This is a genomic window from Phytobacter palmae (assembly GCF_039409775.1).
Lineage (GTDB): Bacteria > Pseudomonadota > Gammaproteobacteria > Enterobacterales > Enterobacteriaceae > Phytobacter > Phytobacter palmae.
Genome location: NZ_JBCIVJ010000002.1, coordinates 292,024 through 310,240, shown reverse-complemented (window position 1 = coordinate 310,240; position 18,217 = coordinate 292,024). Strand labels below are relative to the sequence as shown.

16 protein-coding genes are annotated in these 18,217 nt (G+C 54.0%); 9 read left to right on the top strand and 7 right to left on the bottom strand.

Translation table 11 applies throughout. From position 1 onward, the window contains the following. The first annotated feature begins 38 nt into the window (after positions 1-38). Positions 39-512: a 4Fe-4S dicluster domain-containing protein gene (locus AAIG39_RS04080; protein ID WP_090083674.1), complete on the top strand. Its 474-nt coding sequence runs from the start codon at positions 39-41 to the stop codon at positions 510-512. 67 nt (positions 513-579) lie between these two features. On the opposite strand, the gene avtA is transcribed toward AAIG39_RS04080, so the two are convergent. Next, a complete protein-coding gene (avtA, locus tag AAIG39_RS04075) occupies positions 580-1,833 on the bottom strand; it encodes a valine--pyruvate transaminase (RefSeq protein ID WP_090083677.1) in 1,254 nt (417 codons plus the stop codon). 230 nt (positions 1,834-2,063) lie between these two features. Then, positions 2,064-4,094 carry an alpha-amylase gene (locus tag AAIG39_RS04070; protein ID WP_090083680.1) on the bottom strand — a complete coding sequence of 677 codons (2,031 nt, stop codon included), beginning with the start codon at positions 4,092-4,094 and terminating at the stop codon, positions 2,064-2,066. 317 nt (positions 4,095-4,411) lie between these two features. Here AAIG39_RS04070 and AAIG39_RS04065 point away from each other — a divergent pair, with 317 nt between their 5' ends. Further along, the gene (locus AAIG39_RS04065; protein ID WP_090083683.1) at positions 4,412-5,239 is read left to right on the top strand and encodes a protein bax; all 828 of its coding nucleotides are present in this window, start codon (positions 4,412-4,414) and stop codon (positions 5,237-5,239) included. 51 nt (positions 5,240-5,290) lie between these two features. Here the strand turns inward: AAIG39_RS04065 and xylR are convergent, their stop codons facing one another. From xylR to xylF, 4 genes are all read right to left on the bottom strand, one after another. After that, entirely contained in the window at positions 5,291-6,469 is a 1,179-nt protein-coding gene (gene xylR / locus AAIG39_RS04060) for a D-xylose utilization transcriptional activator XylR (protein ID WP_343193247.1), read from the bottom strand. Positions 6,470-6,562: 93 nt separating this feature from the next. Further along, entirely contained in the window at positions 6,563-7,744 is a 1,182-nt protein-coding gene (gene xylH, locus AAIG39_RS04055; protein ID WP_090083687.1) for a xylose ABC transporter permease XylH, read from the bottom strand. Beyond that, complete coding sequence (locus AAIG39_RS04050) at positions 7,722-9,263, bottom strand: xylose ABC transporter ATP-binding protein (protein WP_090083689.1); 1,542 nt, start codon at positions 9,261-9,263, stop codon at positions 7,722-7,724. Before AAIG39_RS04050 ends, xylH begins: the two co-directional genes overlap by 23 nt. An 83-nt stretch (positions 9,264-9,346) precedes the next feature. Next, on the bottom strand, positions 9,347-10,339 hold the full coding sequence (gene xylF, locus AAIG39_RS04045) for a D-xylose ABC transporter substrate-binding protein (RefSeq protein WP_090083691.1): 993 nt from the start codon (positions 10,337-10,339) through the stop codon (positions 9,347-9,349). 360 nt (positions 10,340-10,699) lie between these two features. Between xylF and xylA the strand changes: the two genes are divergently transcribed. The 5 genes from xylA to yiaA all read left to right on the top strand — a co-directional run bounded on the left by xylA (position 10,700) and on the right by yiaA (position 15,680). Beyond that, positions 10,700-12,022, top strand: a complete 1,323-nt coding sequence (gene xylA / locus AAIG39_RS04040; protein ID WP_090084082.1) for a xylose isomerase — start codon at positions 10,700-10,702, stop codon at positions 12,020-12,022. Between the two features lie 86 nt (positions 12,023-12,108). Beyond that, positions 12,109-13,563 carry a xylulokinase gene (xylB, locus tag AAIG39_RS04035; RefSeq protein WP_343193246.1) on the top strand — a complete coding sequence of 485 codons (1,455 nt, stop codon included), beginning with the start codon at positions 12,109-12,111 and terminating at the stop codon, positions 13,561-13,563. Between the two features lie 133 nt (positions 13,564-13,696). Then, positions 13,697-14,236 (top strand): cysteine hydrolase family protein, encoded by a 540-nt coding sequence (locus tag AAIG39_RS04030; RefSeq protein ID WP_090083695.1) that lies wholly within the window; start codon positions 13,697-13,699, stop codon positions 14,234-14,236. Beyond that, positions 14,233-15,153 carry a GlxA family transcriptional regulator gene (locus AAIG39_RS04025; protein WP_343193245.1) on the top strand — a complete coding sequence of 307 codons (921 nt, stop codon included), beginning with the start codon at positions 14,233-14,235 and terminating at the stop codon, positions 15,151-15,153. Before AAIG39_RS04030 ends, AAIG39_RS04025 begins: the two co-directional genes overlap by 4 nt. 95 nt (positions 15,154-15,248) lie before the next feature. Then, a complete protein-coding gene (yiaA, locus tag AAIG39_RS04020; protein ID WP_090083698.1) occupies positions 15,249-15,680 on the top strand; it encodes an inner membrane protein YiaA in 432 nt (143 codons plus the stop codon). A gap of 35 nt (positions 15,681-15,715) precedes the next feature. On the opposite strand, the gene AAIG39_RS04015 is transcribed toward yiaA, so the two are convergent. Beyond that, positions 15,716-16,711, bottom strand: a complete 996-nt coding sequence (locus AAIG39_RS04015; protein ID WP_343193244.1) for an acyltransferase — start codon at positions 16,709-16,711, stop codon at positions 15,716-15,718. 175 nt (positions 16,712-16,886) lie between these two features. Between AAIG39_RS04015 and AAIG39_RS04010 the strand changes: the two genes are divergently transcribed. Then, entirely contained in the window at positions 16,887-17,192 is a 306-nt protein-coding gene (locus tag AAIG39_RS04010) for a YsaB family lipoprotein (RefSeq protein WP_249569511.1), read from the top strand. Positions 17,193-17,297: 105 nt separating this feature from the next. After that, entirely contained in the window at positions 17,298-18,209 is a 912-nt protein-coding gene (gene glyQ, locus AAIG39_RS04005) for a glycine--tRNA ligase subunit alpha (protein ID WP_004126458.1), read from the top strand. The last annotated feature ends 8 nt before the right edge of the window (positions 18,210-18,217 follow it).

Genomic DNA, 18,217 nt, shown 5'->3' with positions numbered 1-18,217 from the left:
ACTCTGAACGGAATTTTTCTGTATCAGGGGTGTGGAGAATGAACCGTTTTATCCTTGCGGATTCGACCAAATGTATCGGCTGTCGTACCTGCGAGGTCGCCTGTGTGGTCTCACACCAGCAGGATCAGGACTGCGCAGCTATCTCCCCGAAAACCTTCAGCGCACGTATTCGCGTGATAAAAACGGGCTCTTTTTCCACGGCGGTCACCTGTCGTCACTGCGAAGACGCGCCTTGCGCTAATGTTTGCCCGTCCGGGGCCATCAGCCGGGTCAATGGTGCTGTGTATGTGGAACAGGCTTTATGTATCGGCTGTAAGAGTTGCATGCTGGCCTGCCCGTTCGGCGCCATGCAGGTAACAATGGAAAATGAGCGGGTAGAGGCACAAAAATGCGATTTGTGTCTGCACCGCGAAGCCGGTCCTGCCTGCGTGGAAGCCTGCCCGACCAGCGCATTAGCCTGCATTGATCCCATCAGGTTGCGACAAAACCGCCTCAACAGTTATTTAGCGTAACGCATTGACGTTTCTGGTTAAGAGATTAGCCATGATGAGGCCCTCATCAGGAGGGCCGCATTGCCTGTTACGCGTGGTCACGCCAGGCGTTTTCGATTTCCTCAGCAAGGATTTTCACCCCGGCTTCGATTTTTTCCGGGTCCGGCACATAGTTCATGCGCATACACTGATGCGTATGCGGCCATGGCTTATCAAGTCCCGGGAAGAAATAGTCGCCGGGAACCATTAACACGCCGCGCTTTTTCAGCCGTTGATACAGCAGTTCGGTGGTGATCGGCAGGTCTTTAAACCACAGCCAGAGGAATATCGCCCCTTCGGGCTTATGAATCAGGCAGCGCTCTTCCGGCAGGTAGCGGCGAATAATCGCGATCGTTTCCTGCACGCGCTGGTAGTAAAACGGCTTTATTACGGTTTCCGACAGGCGCAGCAGATCGTTGCGCTTAATCATTTCACACATCATCGCCGGGCCAATACCGCCAGGCGCGAGACTGATGATGCCGTTCATATTACGGATGGCGGATATCACTTTGTCGTTGGCGATGATAATACCGCAGCGGCTTCCCGGCAGACCGAGCTTCGAGAGGCTCATGCAGAGGATAATATTCGGATTCCATAAAGGCCGCGCTTCGCTAAAAATGATGCCCGGGAAGGGGACGCCATAGGCATTATCGATAACCAGCGGAATGCCGTGCTGATTGGCCAGAGCATCCAGTTTGATCAGTTCTTCATCGGTAATGACGTTCCCGGTTGGGTTGGTGGGACGCGATACGCAGATCATTCCGGTCTCTTCACCGATATGCAGGTGTTCGAAATCGACATGGTATTTGAACTGGCCGTCCGGCAGCAGTTCAATGTTCGGGCGCGCGGAGACAAACAGATCTTCTTCCAGCCCGGAATCGGCATAGCCGATATACTCAGGAGCCAATGGAAACAGTACCTTACTGGTCGTTCCGTCGGCACGGCGGCCAGCAAACAGATTGAATAAGTAGAAAAACGCGCTTTGGCTACCGTTTGTCAGTGCAATATTTTGTGGCTCAATGTCCCAGCCCAGCTCATCGCGCAGCATGTTTGCCAGCGCCGTCAGCAGCTCAGTCTTCCCTTGCGGGCCATCGTAGTTACACAGCGCATCAGTCGCTTTGCCGTTTTCGACCATTTCTGCCAGCAGGTTATGGAAGTAGTCGGTCATCGCCGGAATTTGCGCCGGATTACCGCCGCCGAGCATGATGGCGCCGGGTGTGCGCAGGCCGTCGTTAAGGTCTTCCATCAGGCGGGTGATACCTGCGTGACGGGTAAATTTATCGCCGAAAAGTGAAAATGTCATAGCTGATGTTCTGTCGGGCCGATTTTAAAAATGGCTAACCATAGCGCTACATACCCTGCTGTGCAAATCGGATGAGATGGGGTGCGGTAAAGTTTTATTTTGTGAATTTATGATTTGGTGGGTTTTTATATTGCAGGATATATAAGTTTGTCGCCCGGTAAGCGCAGCGCCATCGGGGAATGACCCGGATGCGGCGTAACGCCTTATCCGGGTTACGTTATAGGGTATGCTCAGCGATTCCCCGCCCACACCACCATCACCTTGTCGCCGTTATGCTCGCGAACGAAGCCGTATCCTTGCGGCAGGCTAAGCGTTGTTTGCTTACCCGCACCCAGGGCCGGGTGACGGGCACGGAATTGCCCCAGCGTTTGCCAGTGTTGCAGGGTTGGCGCCGCCTTGCCGTTGATATCCTGCCAGTTCATGTCCGAACGCGTTCCCTGTAGCGGGTCAGAGCCGGTCGGCCCAAAAGGTCGGCTGGTTTCATCGCCATAAAAAATCTGTACCGCCCCTGGCGCCAGCATCAGCAACTCTGCCGCTTCCTGGCCACCCTCGCGAAACAGGCGGGTGTCATGAGATGAGAGGTAGCTCAGCGCGTTGAACCCCTGTAGCTTCTCCGCCATCTGCTGCCAGACGAGATCCATATTCGCCAGACATTTCACCGCGCCTGCGGCCTGTTCCTGATAATCAAAATTGATCATCGCATCAAAGCCATGGTTGTAATAATCGCTGCGCATGACGCCGTGCCCCCAGGATTCTCCGGTCATCCAGAACGGCGCATCGTCGAGTTTTTTCTGCGGGTTCGCTTTTTTCCATTCAGCCAGCGCGTCGGTGGCCTGGGTTTTCAGCTGCTGCCAGGCGGCAAGTTCGACATGTTTAGCGGTATCGACCCTGAAACCATCGATGCCGTAATCACGCACCCACTGACTTAGCCAGTGGGTCAGGTAATCCCGCGGCGTGTAACCGGGGATTTCACGTGCGGCGGTATCAGGTTTATGGCGATAGAAGTTAGGTAATCCTGACGGCGTGGTGGATTCGGTTTTTAAATCCGGCAGGAAGGCCAGCGACATGGTCAGGTCATCGAAGCCGGGGTTGTCGTAGTCGCCAATGTCGGTACGGATCCACTTTTTGCCCCACCAGTTCTCCCAGGCGGCTTTGTCGCTGAAATTAATAAAGTCGTTAAAGCTGTGCCAGCTTTGCCCTGGTCCTGGCCGCCAGTCTGTCCAGTGCTCGCCGAGTACTTTTTTGCGCTCTTCGCCCTGAACGTACAACGCGCCGAATTGATATTCCTGCATATCTGCCAGCGTCGCATAGCCCGTATGGTTCATGACCACATCAAAGAGGATGCGGATACCGCGTTTATGGGCTTCATCTACCAGAGTACGCAAATCTGCCTCGCTGCCCATATTAGCGTCAAGGCGGGTCCAGTCCTGCGTGTAGTAACCATGGTAGGCGTAATGCGGAAAATCGCCTTTTGTTCCACCTCCCACCCAGCCGTGGATCTGTTCGAGCGGTGAGCTAATCCACAGTGCGTTGACGCCAAGCTGGTGCAGGTAGTCCAGTTTGCTGGTGAGCCCTTTCAGATCGCCGCCGTGAAACGTGCCAATCTCCTGCATTCCATCTTTATGGCGTCCGTAGCTGTTGTCATTCGACGGATCGCCATTGACGAAGCGGTCAGTAAGCACGAAATAGACCGTCGCGTTTTGCCAGCTAAAAGGGGCTGGAGTGGTGGTTTCAGCCCGTTCGAGTAACAACAGGCCGCCGCTGCCTTCAGCCGGTTGAAGCGTTATCTTGCCGTTTTGCACCATCGCTGTTTTCTGGCTGTAGAAATCGCGCACCATGCTCCCTTCCGGGAACGTCTTGCTGACATCCAGCGTCAGGGGCTTACCGTCCCAGGTGGGGCACTGACGCACGACATTGACGGCCTGGGCGGCGGCTTCGCTTTTCACTGACAGCATCAGTGTTGGCGTGCCGGAGCGGGTATCGAGTTGAATCTGATAATTCCCTTCACGGAAAACGCGCCACTGGGGGGCATCACCTGTACAGGGTTTGAGGGAGAGCATCTGGTTGAGTTTGATATCGGCGGCAGGCTGCCAGCATTGCTGATCAAGGTGCAGCGTCAGCGGGTATGAACCTTTCTGTAATGTGCTGTCGCTGCGCCAGACTCCGGTGCCATCATCGGAAAAGGCAGAAAGACCGGGAGCCGACCAGTTGGCGCTGGCGAAGGCCGGTATAAGCAGGAGAAAAAGGGCACTGTAATTCATCTGATCCTTCCCGTCGCATCCGTTTTTACCATTGTGTCATTAGCACAGCGCGGGCAACTCATCCCGTGAGCGTAATTGCCAGGGCGGAGATCGCCGGGTGAGTGATCGTGCGCAAATTTTGCGCAGAATTTGCGATAACCGCCACAAATCTATGCTGTTGCTTTCGTTACGTAGCAGGTTTGAGATGACAGGCTTTCGGAATTGGATTATTTCTGTACGTGCCCTGAAGCGCTATTTTTGATATGATTTGAGATTCAGCTCTCAAAATTGTGTAAAAAATAAGGTGTTGGAATGTTTATATCCGACCAGGAGACTTAATGATATCGACTCCCTTACGACGAATAGGGGCTACGATACTCATGTTACTCACCGTCGCATTTTCAGGTGAGGTGCTTGCGCAGACGCACAGCAAAACAGCGAGTCACAAAGCCCCAGTCTTAAAGACGACCGGTAAAAAACAGGCAATCAGTAAACAAGAGTATTCTCGCAATAGTGTAAATAGCAGTTCACTTCCTGACTTGCGAAAATACCCTTCCGGAGCACCAAGAAAGAAAGCGTTTCTCCGGACGGTCATGCCTTACATTACCAGTCAAAATGCAGCGATTACCGCTGACCGTAACTGGCTGATGGCACGTCAATATAGCCAACAATGGTCGACGGCCGATCGTGCACGTTTAAAGGATATTGCCAAACGCTACAAAGTGAGCTGGTCTGGCAATACCCGCCGTATTCCGTGGAATGCGTTGATGGAGCGCGTGGATATTATCCCGGACAGCATGGTCGCAACCATGGCAGCGGCAGAAAGCGGCTGGGGTACTTCAAAACTGGCGCGTACCAACAACAACCTCTTCGGTATGAAGTGCGGGAAAGGCAGTTGTAAAAACGGCCCAGGTAAAGTGAAAGGTTATTCGCACTTTGAATCGGTGAAAGAGTCTGTGGATGCCTATGTGGTGAATCTGAACACTCACCCGGCTTATGCATCTTTCCGTAAGTCCCGTGCGCAGTTGCGTAAAGCGGACCAGGAAGTGACAGCCAGCAACATGATCCACAAGCTGAAGGGTTACTCCACCAAAGGCAAAAGTTACAACAACTATCTGTTTGCCATGTATCAGGACAACCAGCAGCTCATCGCCTCGCATATGTAATTGCATAAACGCCTTCCCGTCGGAAGGCGTTTTTCTTTCCTGCATACCCCGTTAAATCAGTGCCTCACCGTAGCGTTTACGGTAATCCTTCGGCGTGCTGTCGTACTCTTTGCGAAACACTGAATAGAAGTATTGCAGGGATGGATAGCCACACATCTGCGAAATTTCGTTGATGGAAAGGGAGGTGGAAACCAGCAGACTGCGTGCTTTTTCCAGCTTTTCCGCGTGGATCACCGCATGGATGGTTTCGCCCACTTCCTCTTTAAAGCGTTTTTCGAGATTCGAACGTGAAATCCCGACGGCATCCAGCACTTGCTCGACCTTGATCCCCTTACAGGCGTGATTGCGTATGTAGTGCATCGCCTGAATAACCGCCGGGTCATTCAGAGAGCGGTAATCCGTTGAGCGTCTAGCCACCACGCGTACCGGCGGAACCAGCAGGCGCTGTAGCGGCATCGGCTCGTTGTCTAACAGGCGATGCAGCAGTTTCGCCGCCTGATAGCCCATCTGTCGGGTTCCCTGGGCAACCGACGAGAGCGCCACGCGTGACAGGTAGCGGGTCAGCTCTTCGTTGTCGATACCAATCACGCAGAGTTTCTCTGGTACCGGAATATGCAGATGGTCACACACCTGGAGCACATGGCGGGCGCGGGCGTCGGTAACGGCAATTATGCCCGTCTGCGGTGGCAGCGTTTGTAGCCAGTCCGCCAGCCGGTTTTGCGCGTGCTGCCAGTTCTCAGGCGCGGTGGTAAGTCCCTGATAGACCACGCCGCGGTATTTCTCCTGAGCGACCAGCTGACAAAACGCATGCTCCCGCTCAACGGCCCAACGTTTACCGCTGGAGGTGGGCAGTCCATAAAAGGCAAAGCGGTGCACCCCTTTCTCTTTGAGATGCAGAAAGGCCTGTTCGACCAGGGCAAAGTTATCGGTAGCGATGTAGTGCACCGGCGGGTAATTTTCCGGCGCGTGATACGAGCCGCCGACGCCGACAATCGGCACGTCGACATCGACCAGCAGGCGCTCAATTTCAGGATCGTCATAGTCAGCGATGACGCCATCGCCGAGCCACTCTTTGATGTTTTCGATGCGGGTGCGGAAATCTTCTTCGATGAAAATATCCCACTCAGATTGTGACGCCTGCAAATATTCGCCAACTCCTTCAACCACCTGGCGGTCATAGGCTTTGTTGGCATTGAATAACAACGTAATGCGGTGGCGTTTCTCGAACATATCGGTTCCGTCGTTGGTTAATCATTAGTTCTGATTATCATATTCGGCACACTGCCGGAGAAAAATCTTCCGGCAGTGTGATCGCTCCTGGTTTCAAGCCCGACGTTTGGTGGCGGAATCCATCCACACCGCCAACAGCAAAATGGCCCCTTTAACGATGTACTGCCAGAACGTGGGCACATCCATCATGCTCATACCGTTATCCAGTGACGCCATGATAAATGCACCCATCACCGCGCCCGCCACGCTACCAATCCCGCCTGCGAGACTGGTGCCGCCAATAACGCAGGCGGCGATGGCGTCCAGTTCGGCAATATTACCCGCCGAGGGTGAACCTGCCCCCAGACGTGAGCTCAGAATCAGCCCGGCAATCGCTACCATCAGGCCATTGATGGCGAAAACCGCGAGCTTGGTGCGTTCCACGTTGATGCCGGAGAGGCGTGCGGCCTCCAGGTTACCACCGATAGCATAGATGCGACGACCAAACGCGGTGCGCGTGGCCATAAACATCCCCGCCAGAAGCAGGAAGACGAGCAGCAATACCGGCGTCGGGACACCGCGATAATCATTGAGCAGCCAAATGGCACCGAGCACCAGCACGGCGATGAGCGACTGGCGTCCTACGACGGAGGTGGATGCGGTGGTGTTCAGCCCCATCGCCTGGCGGCGCAGCCGTCCACGCCATTGCCACAGAATGAAGGCAACAAGCCCCAGCGCGCCTACGCCGAAACCTACGCCATCAGGCAGATAGCTTTGCCCGATTTGCGACATGGCAGCGCTGGTGGGAGATACGGTCGTGCCGTTAGTGATGCCAATCAACACGCCGCGAAACGCCAGCATCCCCGCAAGGGTGACGATAAACGACGGCACCTTACGGTAGGCGACCCACCAGCCATTCCAGGCGCCCAACAGTAAACCCAGCACCAGCGTGACCACAATGGTCAGCGGTAAAGGCCAGCCCAGCCAGACGTCGAAAATAGCCGCCGCGCCGCCCAGCAGGCCCATCATCGAACCTACGGAGAGGTCGATTTCCGCCGAAATAATGACAAACACCATGCCCACCGCCAGGATGCCGGTGATGGCTGTCTGGCGCAGCAGGTTTGAGACATTACGCGCGCTCAGGTAAGCGCCGTCGGTCATCCACGTAAAGAACATCATAATCACGGCGATGGCCGCAATCATAACAAAGACCTGTAAATTCAGGGATTTCAACCCTGCGAAGGCACCCGGTATCGGGGCGGATAGTTTCATTTCAGACGGGTTGCTTTTCGACATGATGTTCGCTCCTCAGCGCCGCTTCCATGACCTGCTCCTGGGTCAGTTGATGATTAATTAGGTCGGCTTTTAGCTTGCCTTCATGCATCACCAGTACCCGATCGCTGAGCCCCAGCACTTCGGGCAATTCGGAAGAGATGACAATAACGGCAATCCCCTGCTGTACCAGTTGATTGATTAATTTATAAATTTCGTACTTCGCGCCGATATCAATCCCACGCGTAGGTTCGTCGAGGATCAGAATGCGCGGGTTGAGCAGCAGGCAGCGGGCAAGAATGGCTTTTTGCTGATTCCCACCGCTCAGGCGGCCAATCGCCAGGTCGGGGGAGGAGGTTTTCACTTTCAGACGCTGCAGCGACTGCAAAATGCAGTGCTGCTCTGCTGCATCGTCCAGACTGCTCAGCGTTCCGGAAAACTGATCCAGCGCCGCGAGGGTGATGTTTTTGCCGACGGCCATTACAGGAACGATGCCATCTTTTTTGCGGTCTTCTGGCACCATCGCGATACCACTGGCAATCGCCTGCTGGCAGTTATGGATGTGCACCTGTTTACCATCAAGGAAGATGTTGCCTTCCCAGCGCCCCGGCCAGACGCCAAACAGGCACTGCACCGCCTCGGTTCGCCCGGCCCCCACCAGCCCGGCAATACCTAAAATTTCGCCACGTTTAAGGGAGAAGGAGACGTCATTGACCCGCTTGATGTGTTTGTTGACCGGATGCCAGGCGGTTAAATGCTCGACACGTAAGATCTCATCGCCAGTGGTGTGCGGTTCGTTGGGGTAGAGTGCGGTGAGCTCGCGGCCCACCATCATAGTGATGATGTCGTCCTCGCTCATCCCTGTGGCATCGCGTGTGCCAATATGCTGACCATCGCGGATCACGCAGATGATGTCAGAGATGGCTTTCACCTCGTTGAGTTTGTGCGAGATATAAATACAGGCGATACCGTGGTTTTGCAGATCGCGAATAATATCGAGCAAGACGGCCGTTTCCTGCTCGGTGAGTGAGGCGGTCGGTTCATCAAGAATGAGCAGACGGACCTGTTTATTCAGCGCCTTGGCGATTTCCACCAGTTGCTGTTGACCAAGCCCGAGATCGCCGACCCGGGTATTGGGAGAAATCGTCAGACTGACCTGGGCAAGCAGCTTTTCACAGCGTAGCGTCATGGTGTCGTAATCCATCACGCCATGATGGGTTATTTCGGTACCGAGAAAGATGTTTTCCAGTACGGTCAGATGCTTAACCAGCGCCAGTTCCTGATGAATTATCGCAATACCTTTACGCTCGGTATCACGGATATGGCCGGCCTGCAGGGTTTCGCCAGCAAAGATAATTTCGCCGTCATAGGTGCCCCAGGGATAAATGCCGCACAGTACTTTCATCAGCGTGGATTTGCCGGAGCCGTTTTCACCGCAAAGAGATAATACTTCGCCTGCATTGAGCCGCAGACTGACATTATCGACGGCCTTGACCGCGCCAAAGGCCTTGGTGATGTTCTTCATTTCAAGTAAATAAGGCATAACTGCTCCACGTAATTCGAGGTATTCACAGTGCCTGAAGACATGTTCCGGCGTGTCTCCTGTCGGGAGGCACGCCGCGAGGCTTAGAGCTGATCTTTCTGATGGAACCCGTCTTTGATGACCGTGGCGTCGATGTTGTCTTTGGTGACTTCAATCGGCGTCAGAAGACGAGCGGGTACGTCTTTCAGACCGTTGTTGAGGGAGGAGTCCGCTTTCGGTTGTTTGCCATTACCAAGCTCAACGGCGATTTCTGCGGCAGTGTTAGCCAGTTGAGTGATGGGTTTATAGACCGTCATGGTCTGGCTGCCGTTGATCAGGCGTTTAATCCCGGCGAGGTCGGCGTCCTGGCCTGAAATGACGACTTTGCCAGCCAGGCCCTGGGCGCTCAGTGCCTGAATTGCGCCGCCTGCGGTAGCATCGTTAGACGCCACGACAGCGTCGATTTTGTTGTTGTTCGCCGTGAGCGCGTTTTCCATGATTTTCAGCGCATTTTCAGGCAGCCAGCCGTCGACCCACTGATCGCCGACAATTTTAATTTTGCCGCTATCAATGTACGGTTTTAATACTTTCATTTGGCCTGCGCGGAACAACTTGGCATTATTATCAACGGGCGAGCCGCCCATTAAAAAGTAATTGCCCTGGGGCACTTTGCTGACCAGACTTTGAGCCTGTAATTCACCAACCTTTTCATTATCGAAGGAAATATAAAAATCAATGTCGGCATTATTGATCATACGATCATATGCCAACACTTTAATCCCTTCTTGTTTGGCCTCTTTTACAACATTACTTAATACCTGACCGTTGTAGGGAATAATAACCAGAACATCGACGCCGCGGTTGATCATATTTTCAATTTGCGACATCTGGGTTTCTTCATTACCGTTAGCTGACTGGACAAAAACTGTAGCACCCAGTGATTCGGCTTTTTTTACAAAAATATCACGGTCTTTCTGCCAACGTTCGAGGCGTAAGTCATCAATCGCCATACCGATTTTTACTTCTTTTGCGTGACCGGCCATGCTGGCGAGCAGCAAAGAAGCACACAAAGTAAGGCAAAGGTTCTTTATCTTCATAATAGTAATACCTTTTTGTAGGGTGACGAAGCGAGATAAAAGAAACATGCACTGCGATGATCGTTGCAAATTTTTAACGCGTAAACGATGGCTGGCAATTGCTGGTTTTTATCCCGGCGTTATGTTTTTTGGTTTATTTGTGGAAGTTTGACCGCGATCTGATTTTAAAATAAGCGGAAACGGTTTTGCAGGTAGCAAAAATTAAGAAAAATGCCTGCCTGTGGCTTATTTTGCGAGATGGCGCACATTTGCGTATTCTCTTAATATCAGTGTGAAATAACGTAATTGAGCAAGGCGAGGAGAGAATCCAGTATTACCTGGAAAATGAATCTTTGCCGCCACCTGATTATGGAGCTCATTATGCATGCTTATTTCGACCAGCTCGAACGTGTCCGTTATGAAGGCCCGAAAACAACCAACCCTTTAGCGTTTCGTCATTACAACCCGGACGAGTTAGTGCTGGGTAAGCGAATGGAAGATCACCTGCGCTTTGCCGCCTGTTACTGGCATACATTCTGCTGGAACGGTGCGGATATGTTTGGTGTGGGCTCATTCGACAGACCGTGGCAACAGCCGGGCGACGCACTGGCGCTGGCTGAGCGCAAAGCGGACGTGGCGTTTGAGTTCTTCCACAAATTGAATGTGCCGTATTACTGCTTCCATGATGTCGATGTCTCGCCGGAAGGTGCTTCGCTGAAAGAGTACCTGAATAACTTTGCTCACATGGTAGATGTGCTGGCGCAAAAACAGCAGCAGAGCGGCGTGAAACTGCTGTGGGGTACGGCCAACTGCTTTACTAACCCGCGCTATGGCGCTGGTGCTGCCACTAACCCGGATCCAGAGGTGTTTAGCTGGGCTGCCACCCAGGTGGTGACCGCTATGAACGCAACTCACAAGTTGGGCGGCGAAAACTACGTGTTGTGGGGTGGCCGTGAAGGCTATGAAACCCTGCTCAATACCGATTTGCGCCAGGAGCGCGAGCAGATTGGCCGCTTCATGCAGATGGTTGTCGAACATAAACATAAGATCGGCTTCCGCGGTACGCTGCTGATTGAGCCAAAACCGCAGGAACCGACTAAACATCAATATGATTACGATGTGGCAACGGTGTACGGCTTCCTCAAACAGTTCGGCCTGGAAAAAGAGATTAAAGTGAATATCGAGGCGAACCACGCCACGCTGGCAGGCCACTCTTTCCACCATGAAATTGCCTCTGCTATCGCGCTGGGCATCTTCGGTTCGGTCGATGCAAACCGTGGCGACGCGCAGTTGGGCTGGGATACTGACCAGTTCCCGAACAGCGTGGAAGAGAACGCGCTGGTGATGTATGAAATCATCAAAGCGGGCGGCTTTACTACCGGCGGTCTGAACTTTGACGCCAAAGTGCGTCGTCAGAGCACCGACAAATACGATCTGTTCTATGGTCATATTGGCGCAATGGACACCATGGCGCTGGCGCTGAAAGTGGCCGCGCGGATGAGTGAAGACGGTGAGCTGGATAAACGCGTCGCGAAACGCTATGCCGGCTGGAATGGTGAACTTGGCCAGCAAATTCTGCAGGGTCAGCTAACGCTTGCTGAACTGGCGAAGTACGCTGAACAGCAAAACCTGGCGCCACGCCATCAGAGCGGGCATCAGGAACTGCTGGAAAATCTGGTTAACCATTATCTGTTCGACAAGTAACCGGCGCTGGCCTGCATTCGGGCCTGCACACCGACCAGGCCCGGTACGCATAGCGTTACCGGGCTGGGTTTTTTAAGGAGCCATCTATGTATATCGGGATTGATCTTGGCACATCAGGGGTAAAAGCAATTTTGCTCAGTGAGCAGGGCACCGTACTGGCCTCACAAACGGAAAAGTTAACGGTGTCGCGCCCGCGCCCTTTGTGGTCGGAGCAGGACCCGCTGCACTGGTGGCAGGCCACGGATCGGGCGATTCGCGCCCTCGGCGAACAGCATTCATTGCAGCAGGTGAAGGCCATTGGCCTGGCCGGGCAGATGCACGGCGCCACGCTGCTCGATAGCGAAAATCAGGTGCTTCGTCCGGCTATTCTCTGGAATGACGGACGCTGCGCCGAAGAGTGCGCATTGCTGGAAGCGCAGGTAAAAAACTCGCGGGCGATAACCGGCAACCTGATGATGCCGGGGTTCACCGCGCCAAAATTATTATGGGTGAAGCGTCACGAACCTGACGTGTTTGCGCGCGTGGCGAAGGTCCTGCTGCCGAAAGACTATCTGCGCTGGCACATGACCGGACAGTACGCCAGCGATATGTCGGACTCCGCAGGTACGATGTGGCTGGATGTGGCCAAACGCAACTGGAGCGATGAGATGCTCGCTGCCTGCGCTCTGACCCGCGATCATATGCCTGCCTTGTTCGAAGGCAGCGATATCACAGGAACCTTACTGCCAGAGGTGGCGGAGCGCTGGGGGATGGGGCAGGTTGCCGTCGTCGCGGGCGGTGGCGATAACGCGGCGGGTGCCGTCGGCGTTGGCATGGCGGATGCCGGGCAGGCAATGCTTTCCCTGGGAACGTCCGGCGTCTATTTTGCGGTCAGCGAAGGTTTTCTTAGCAATCCCGAAAGCGCGGTACACAGCTTCTGCCATGCATTACCGGGACGCTGGCATCTTATGTCGGTCATGCTGAGCGCCGCTTCTTGTCTGGACTGGGCCGCTAAGTTGACTAATTTGAGTTCTGTTCAGGCACTGATTGCCGCGGCGGAACAGGCGGATGACAGCGCGGGCGATCTCTGGTTCTTACCCTATCTTTCCGGTGAGCGTACGCCGCATAACAACCCGGAAGCTAAAGGGGTATTCTTCGGTCTGACCCATCAGCACGGCCCCAATGAACTGGCAAAATCCGTGCTTGAAGGGGTGGGCTATGCGCTCGCCGACGGGATGGATGTGGTGCACGCCTGCGGCGTGAAACCGCAAAGCATCACGCTTATTGGCGGTGGAGCGCGCAGCAGTTACTGGCGACAAATGCTGGCGGACATCAGCGGACAACAGCTTGATTACCGCACGGGGGGAGATGTCGGCCCGGCTTTAGGTGCGGCTCGTCTGGCGCAAATTGCTGCCAACCCGAATGTCCCGGCGACCAGCCTGTTGCCACAGCTACCGATTGAACAGCAGCATCTGCCGGATGCCGCACGCCATGCGTTGTATCAACCGCGTCGTGAAACCTTCCGTCGTATTTATCAGCAGCTTTTGCCGCTGATGTCGTAATGTCCGTGTCCTCCTCGCCTTTGCGGGGAGGACGTTCGTCTGTAATCACCCTGATGATGTCCCTTTTTGGTCTTAGCACCTTGCTCGCTCCTTGCCAGAATAGCCATACACCCACTGCGCAAGGAGTCCCAAAATGTCACGTACCGCCCTTATCAATATTGATACTCAGAACTCTTTCCTGCATCGCGACAGCTGGCAGGAGGACGATTTCCCCGCTTTTCGCGACGCCATGTTGAACCTGATTGCCGGTTGTGTTGCTCGGGATGTCCCGGTAGTGGACATTTTTCACGTCGCTGATGGCGGCCCGTTTGCGCTGGCAAGTGGTTATGTCGCGCCAATGGGCTTTTTGCAACATCAGCCTGCGGTAGCCTTCCATAAGCACGTGCATAATGCCTTTACCGATACCGGGCTGGACCACTGGCTGCGTGAACGAGATATTAATCATGTGATTATCTGCGGAATGCGCACCGAACAGTGCTGTGAAACCACCGCCCGCGTAGCGTCTGATCTTGGCTACAGAGTGACCTTTGTCAGTGAGGCGACGTTAACCTTCCCGATGACGCATAAAGGTATTACGCTGGACTGCGACGCGTTGCGTCATCGTACGGAAATGGTGCTCGAAGGCCGTTTCGCCACCGTGAAAACTGTCAGTGAAACACTGGAATCTCTATGACCACCGATGTCTGGTTCGTAATGTTACCGGGCGTGCTGGCGCTGGATATGACCGGCCCGGCAGAAACCTTTTCTCTGGCGGGTGAGGCCTTTCGCCTGCATTACATTGGACCGGACGCTGAGGTGTCGACCTCTATCGGCCTGACGATGGGCAATATTGCGCCGTTGCCGGACAGCCTGCCGGAAGGCAGTCTGCTGGTATTGCCCGGCGTTCATCAGTCCGCACACTATTTTGCCACGCCCCAGGCTGAGACTGTCCGCCACTGGCTGATGCGTATGCAACCGTTGATCCACAGCCAGAAGGTGCTGCTGATGTGTGTCTGTTCCGGTTCGCTACTGGCGGCAAAAGCAGGGCTGATGACGGGGATTCAGTGCACCACGCACCATGATGTGATTGCTCGTCTGAAAGCGGCGGCACCTGCCGCACTGGTCAAAGAGAACCGGATTTTCATTGAAGACCGGGGGATCTGGACCAGTGCGGGTATCACCTCCGGTATTGATCTTACGCTGCACATTATTCATCGGCTTTGTGGGCCGGAAACGGCGCTGGCGGTGGCTCGCGAGATGGTGGTCTGGTTCCGTCGTTCCGGCGATGATCCGCAGCTCTCACCGTGGCTGCGCTATCGCAACCACCTTCACCCGGCAGTGCACCGCGCACAAGATGTTCTTACCGCCGAGCCGCAAAAACCCTGGCAACTGGTGGATATTGCTGAGCAGGCGCACGTGAGCCCACGGCATTTAACACGTCTGTTTCAGCAACATCTGGGCATTAGTGTGCGCGATTATCTGGAACAACTGCGTCTGGCGGTGGCCGAACAGTGGCTGTTACAGGGGCGGGGGATGGAGCAGGCCGCGATGGCAGCCGGATTTTCCTCACCCCGCCAGTTGCACCGGGCGCGTCAGCGCGCTGCCGCGTAAGGTCACTCTTGGCGTTTTCCGAAAGACGGTCCTCTCTCTCCCGCTTTGCCCCCGTGCCTTTACTATGGGTTACCAAAAAACGGAGGGTATAATTGATGGAAAAAAATAGAGTACCTGTTTCTCCCGCGTTCAATATCGTGTCGTGGGTTGCCCTGATGGCGGGCGTGGCTTCCTATCTGGTAGGCCTGTGGAATGCCGAAATGCAACTGAACGAGCGGGGTTACTACTTCGCGGTGCTGCTTCTGGGCCTTTTTGCCGCCGCCTCTTATCAAAAAACGGTAAGAGACCGCTATGAAGGCATTCCCACTACGCAGATTTATTATTTTATGTGCCTGATGACATTCATTATTTCCATCGGCTTGCTGCTAGTCGGACTGTGGAATGCGACACTGCTGCTCAGTGAAAAAGGGTTTTACGGTCTCGCCTTTTTTCTTAGCCTGTTTGGCATTGTCGCCGTGCAAAAAAATGTCCGCGATGGCTGGGATAAAACTGAGCCGGAAGTCCTGCCTCCTGAGATCCCGGAATAACTCATTGCCCGGCGCTACTGGCCGGGCTGCTTGCTTTAACTCACATAGCGCCGCGTATCAATACGCTGTAACAGCATCGACAATCCCAGACTGATAATCAGCGTTGCGGTAAAAACCCACAGGATATCGAGCACTGGCCAGGCCTGGATTTCGACGCCGCGGGTGCGTAGCGCATGAATGATCAGGGCATGAAAACCATAGATTCCCAGCGAGTGGCGGGAGATGATCGCCAGCCCCGGCAGCGCCCGCGCGGTAAGGGTGTTTTTGACGAGAGTGAACAGCGACATGGCGCAGATAAACACCAGCGGCCCGCAATATACATACCAGGTGTCGGCGAAATTTCCACGCCATTTCAACTCATGCAGGGTACCGCGAGAAATGGCAAACGCGGCGACGACAAAAACGATCGCGCTTAACACGGTAAGCGATTTTTTCTGCGTATCCATCATCCCTAATGCCCGGCCGAGCATGCCATACAACACGTAATAGAACGTGTCGCCATTGATATACAGATTGACGGGTAACCATTCGAAATGACCGATTTTTTGCGTCACCATATTGGGATTAGCAAGAATGCCAATGACGACCATCAGCGCCAGCAGCATCTTCCCGCTCACCGCTTTTACCTGGATAAGTGGCGAGACGAGATAAATAACGATAATCGCAAAGAAAAACCACAGATGATAAAACACCGGTTTTTGTAGCAGGTTTCGCAGTGATAGCTCGCCATTAATCGAGGTAAAAAAGACAATATAGAGAAAAGCGAGCGTACTGTAGAACAGCAGGCATAAACCGATGCGCAAGAAATGGCGCGGTTGGGCGCTGCGTTCGCCAAAAAAGAGATAGCCCGAAATCATAAAAAAGAGCGGTACGCTGACGCGAGAAGCGGAATTGAGGAGGTTGGCGACACCCCAGTCGACGGTACTCACGCTGGCTGCGTTAGTCACGTACCAGGTGGTGGTATGGATCATCACCACCATCAAACAGGCGATCCCTCGCAGATTATCAATCCAGTAAATTTTCGACGACATCTGTTCCTCAATTTTCCCGTTAAATACCCTCTGACTTACGATTTAACGCACTTTCTTTCTGGATAAATCCGAGTTTGCCTGCTCATACTTGTGATGTTACGGCAGATTTGCAAAATTCGTTGCTTATCACGCCCACCTTCTAAAAATAACAGCAGCTTAGCCTGGCGGTAAAAAAATGATGATCAAAAGTATGGCGTCAGCCTTGTTGTTTCTGCTGGTGGCCGGATGCAGCGCGCCGCAAGAAATGCCCGCCCAACGCGCGCAAAAAGCAAAAGTGAGCCCGGCGCACTCCCTGGAAATGGAACAGCTCTGCAAGCAATCTGCGGCGCACCGCTACAATACCCAGTCGCAAGAGATCGCAGTGACCAGCTTCGAACAGTTCCAGAGTAGCTATGAAATGCGTGGTGTTACCCCCCGGAAGGAGGGTTTTGTCTGCTCTTTTGACCCGGATGGCCAGTTTTTGCATCTCTCGATGCGCTAGTTCTTCAATTTTCCATAAACAGACCCGTTTCATACTGTATATCTTCCGGTCAGCGGGTATACTGGCCCCTTCCTTTAAATCCACACGTATCCAGCACGAAATCATATGCAAAAGTTTGATACCAGGACCTTCCAGGGCCTGATCCTGACCTTACAGGATTACTGGGCTCGTCAGGGCTGCACCATTGTTCAACCTCTGGACATGGAAGTTGGCGCCGGCACATCTCACCCAATGACCTGCCTGCGTGCATTGGGGCCAGAACCGATGGCGACTGCCTACGTGCAGCCTTCCCGTCGTCCAACCGATGGCCGCTATGGCGAAAACCCGAACCGTTTACAGCACTACTATCAGTTCCAGGTCGTGATTAAACCGTCTCCGGACAACATCCAGGAGCTGTACCTCGGGTCTCTGAAAGAGCTGGGTATGGATCCGACCATCCACGATATCCGTTTCGTGGAAGACAACTGGGAAAACCCGACGCTGGGTGCCTGGGGTCTGGGTTGGGAAGTGTGGCTAAATGGCATGGAAGTGACGCAGTTCACCTACTTCCAGCAGGTCGGTGGTCTGGAGTGTAAGCCGGTTACCGGTGAGATTACTTACGGCTTAGAACGTCTGGCCATGTACATTCAGGGCGTAGACAGCGTTTACGACCTGGTCTGGAGCGACGGCCCGCTGGGTAAAACCACTTACGGCGACGTGTTCCATCAGAACGAAGTGGAACAGTCCACGTACAATTTCGAGTACGCAGACGTCGACTTCCTGTTCTCCTGCTTCGAGCAGTACGAAAAAGAAGCCCAGCAGTTGCTGGCGCTGGAAAACCCGCTGCCGCTGCCTGCGTATGAACGTATTCTGAAAGCCGCTCATAGCTTCAACCTGTTGGATGCGCGTAAGGCTATCTCCGTCACCGAGCGTCAGCGCTACATTTTGCGCATTCGCACGCTGACCAAAGCGGTAGCAGAGGCCTATTACGCTTCCCGTGAAGCCCTGGGCTTCCCGATGTGCAACAAGAATAAATAAGAGGCGGC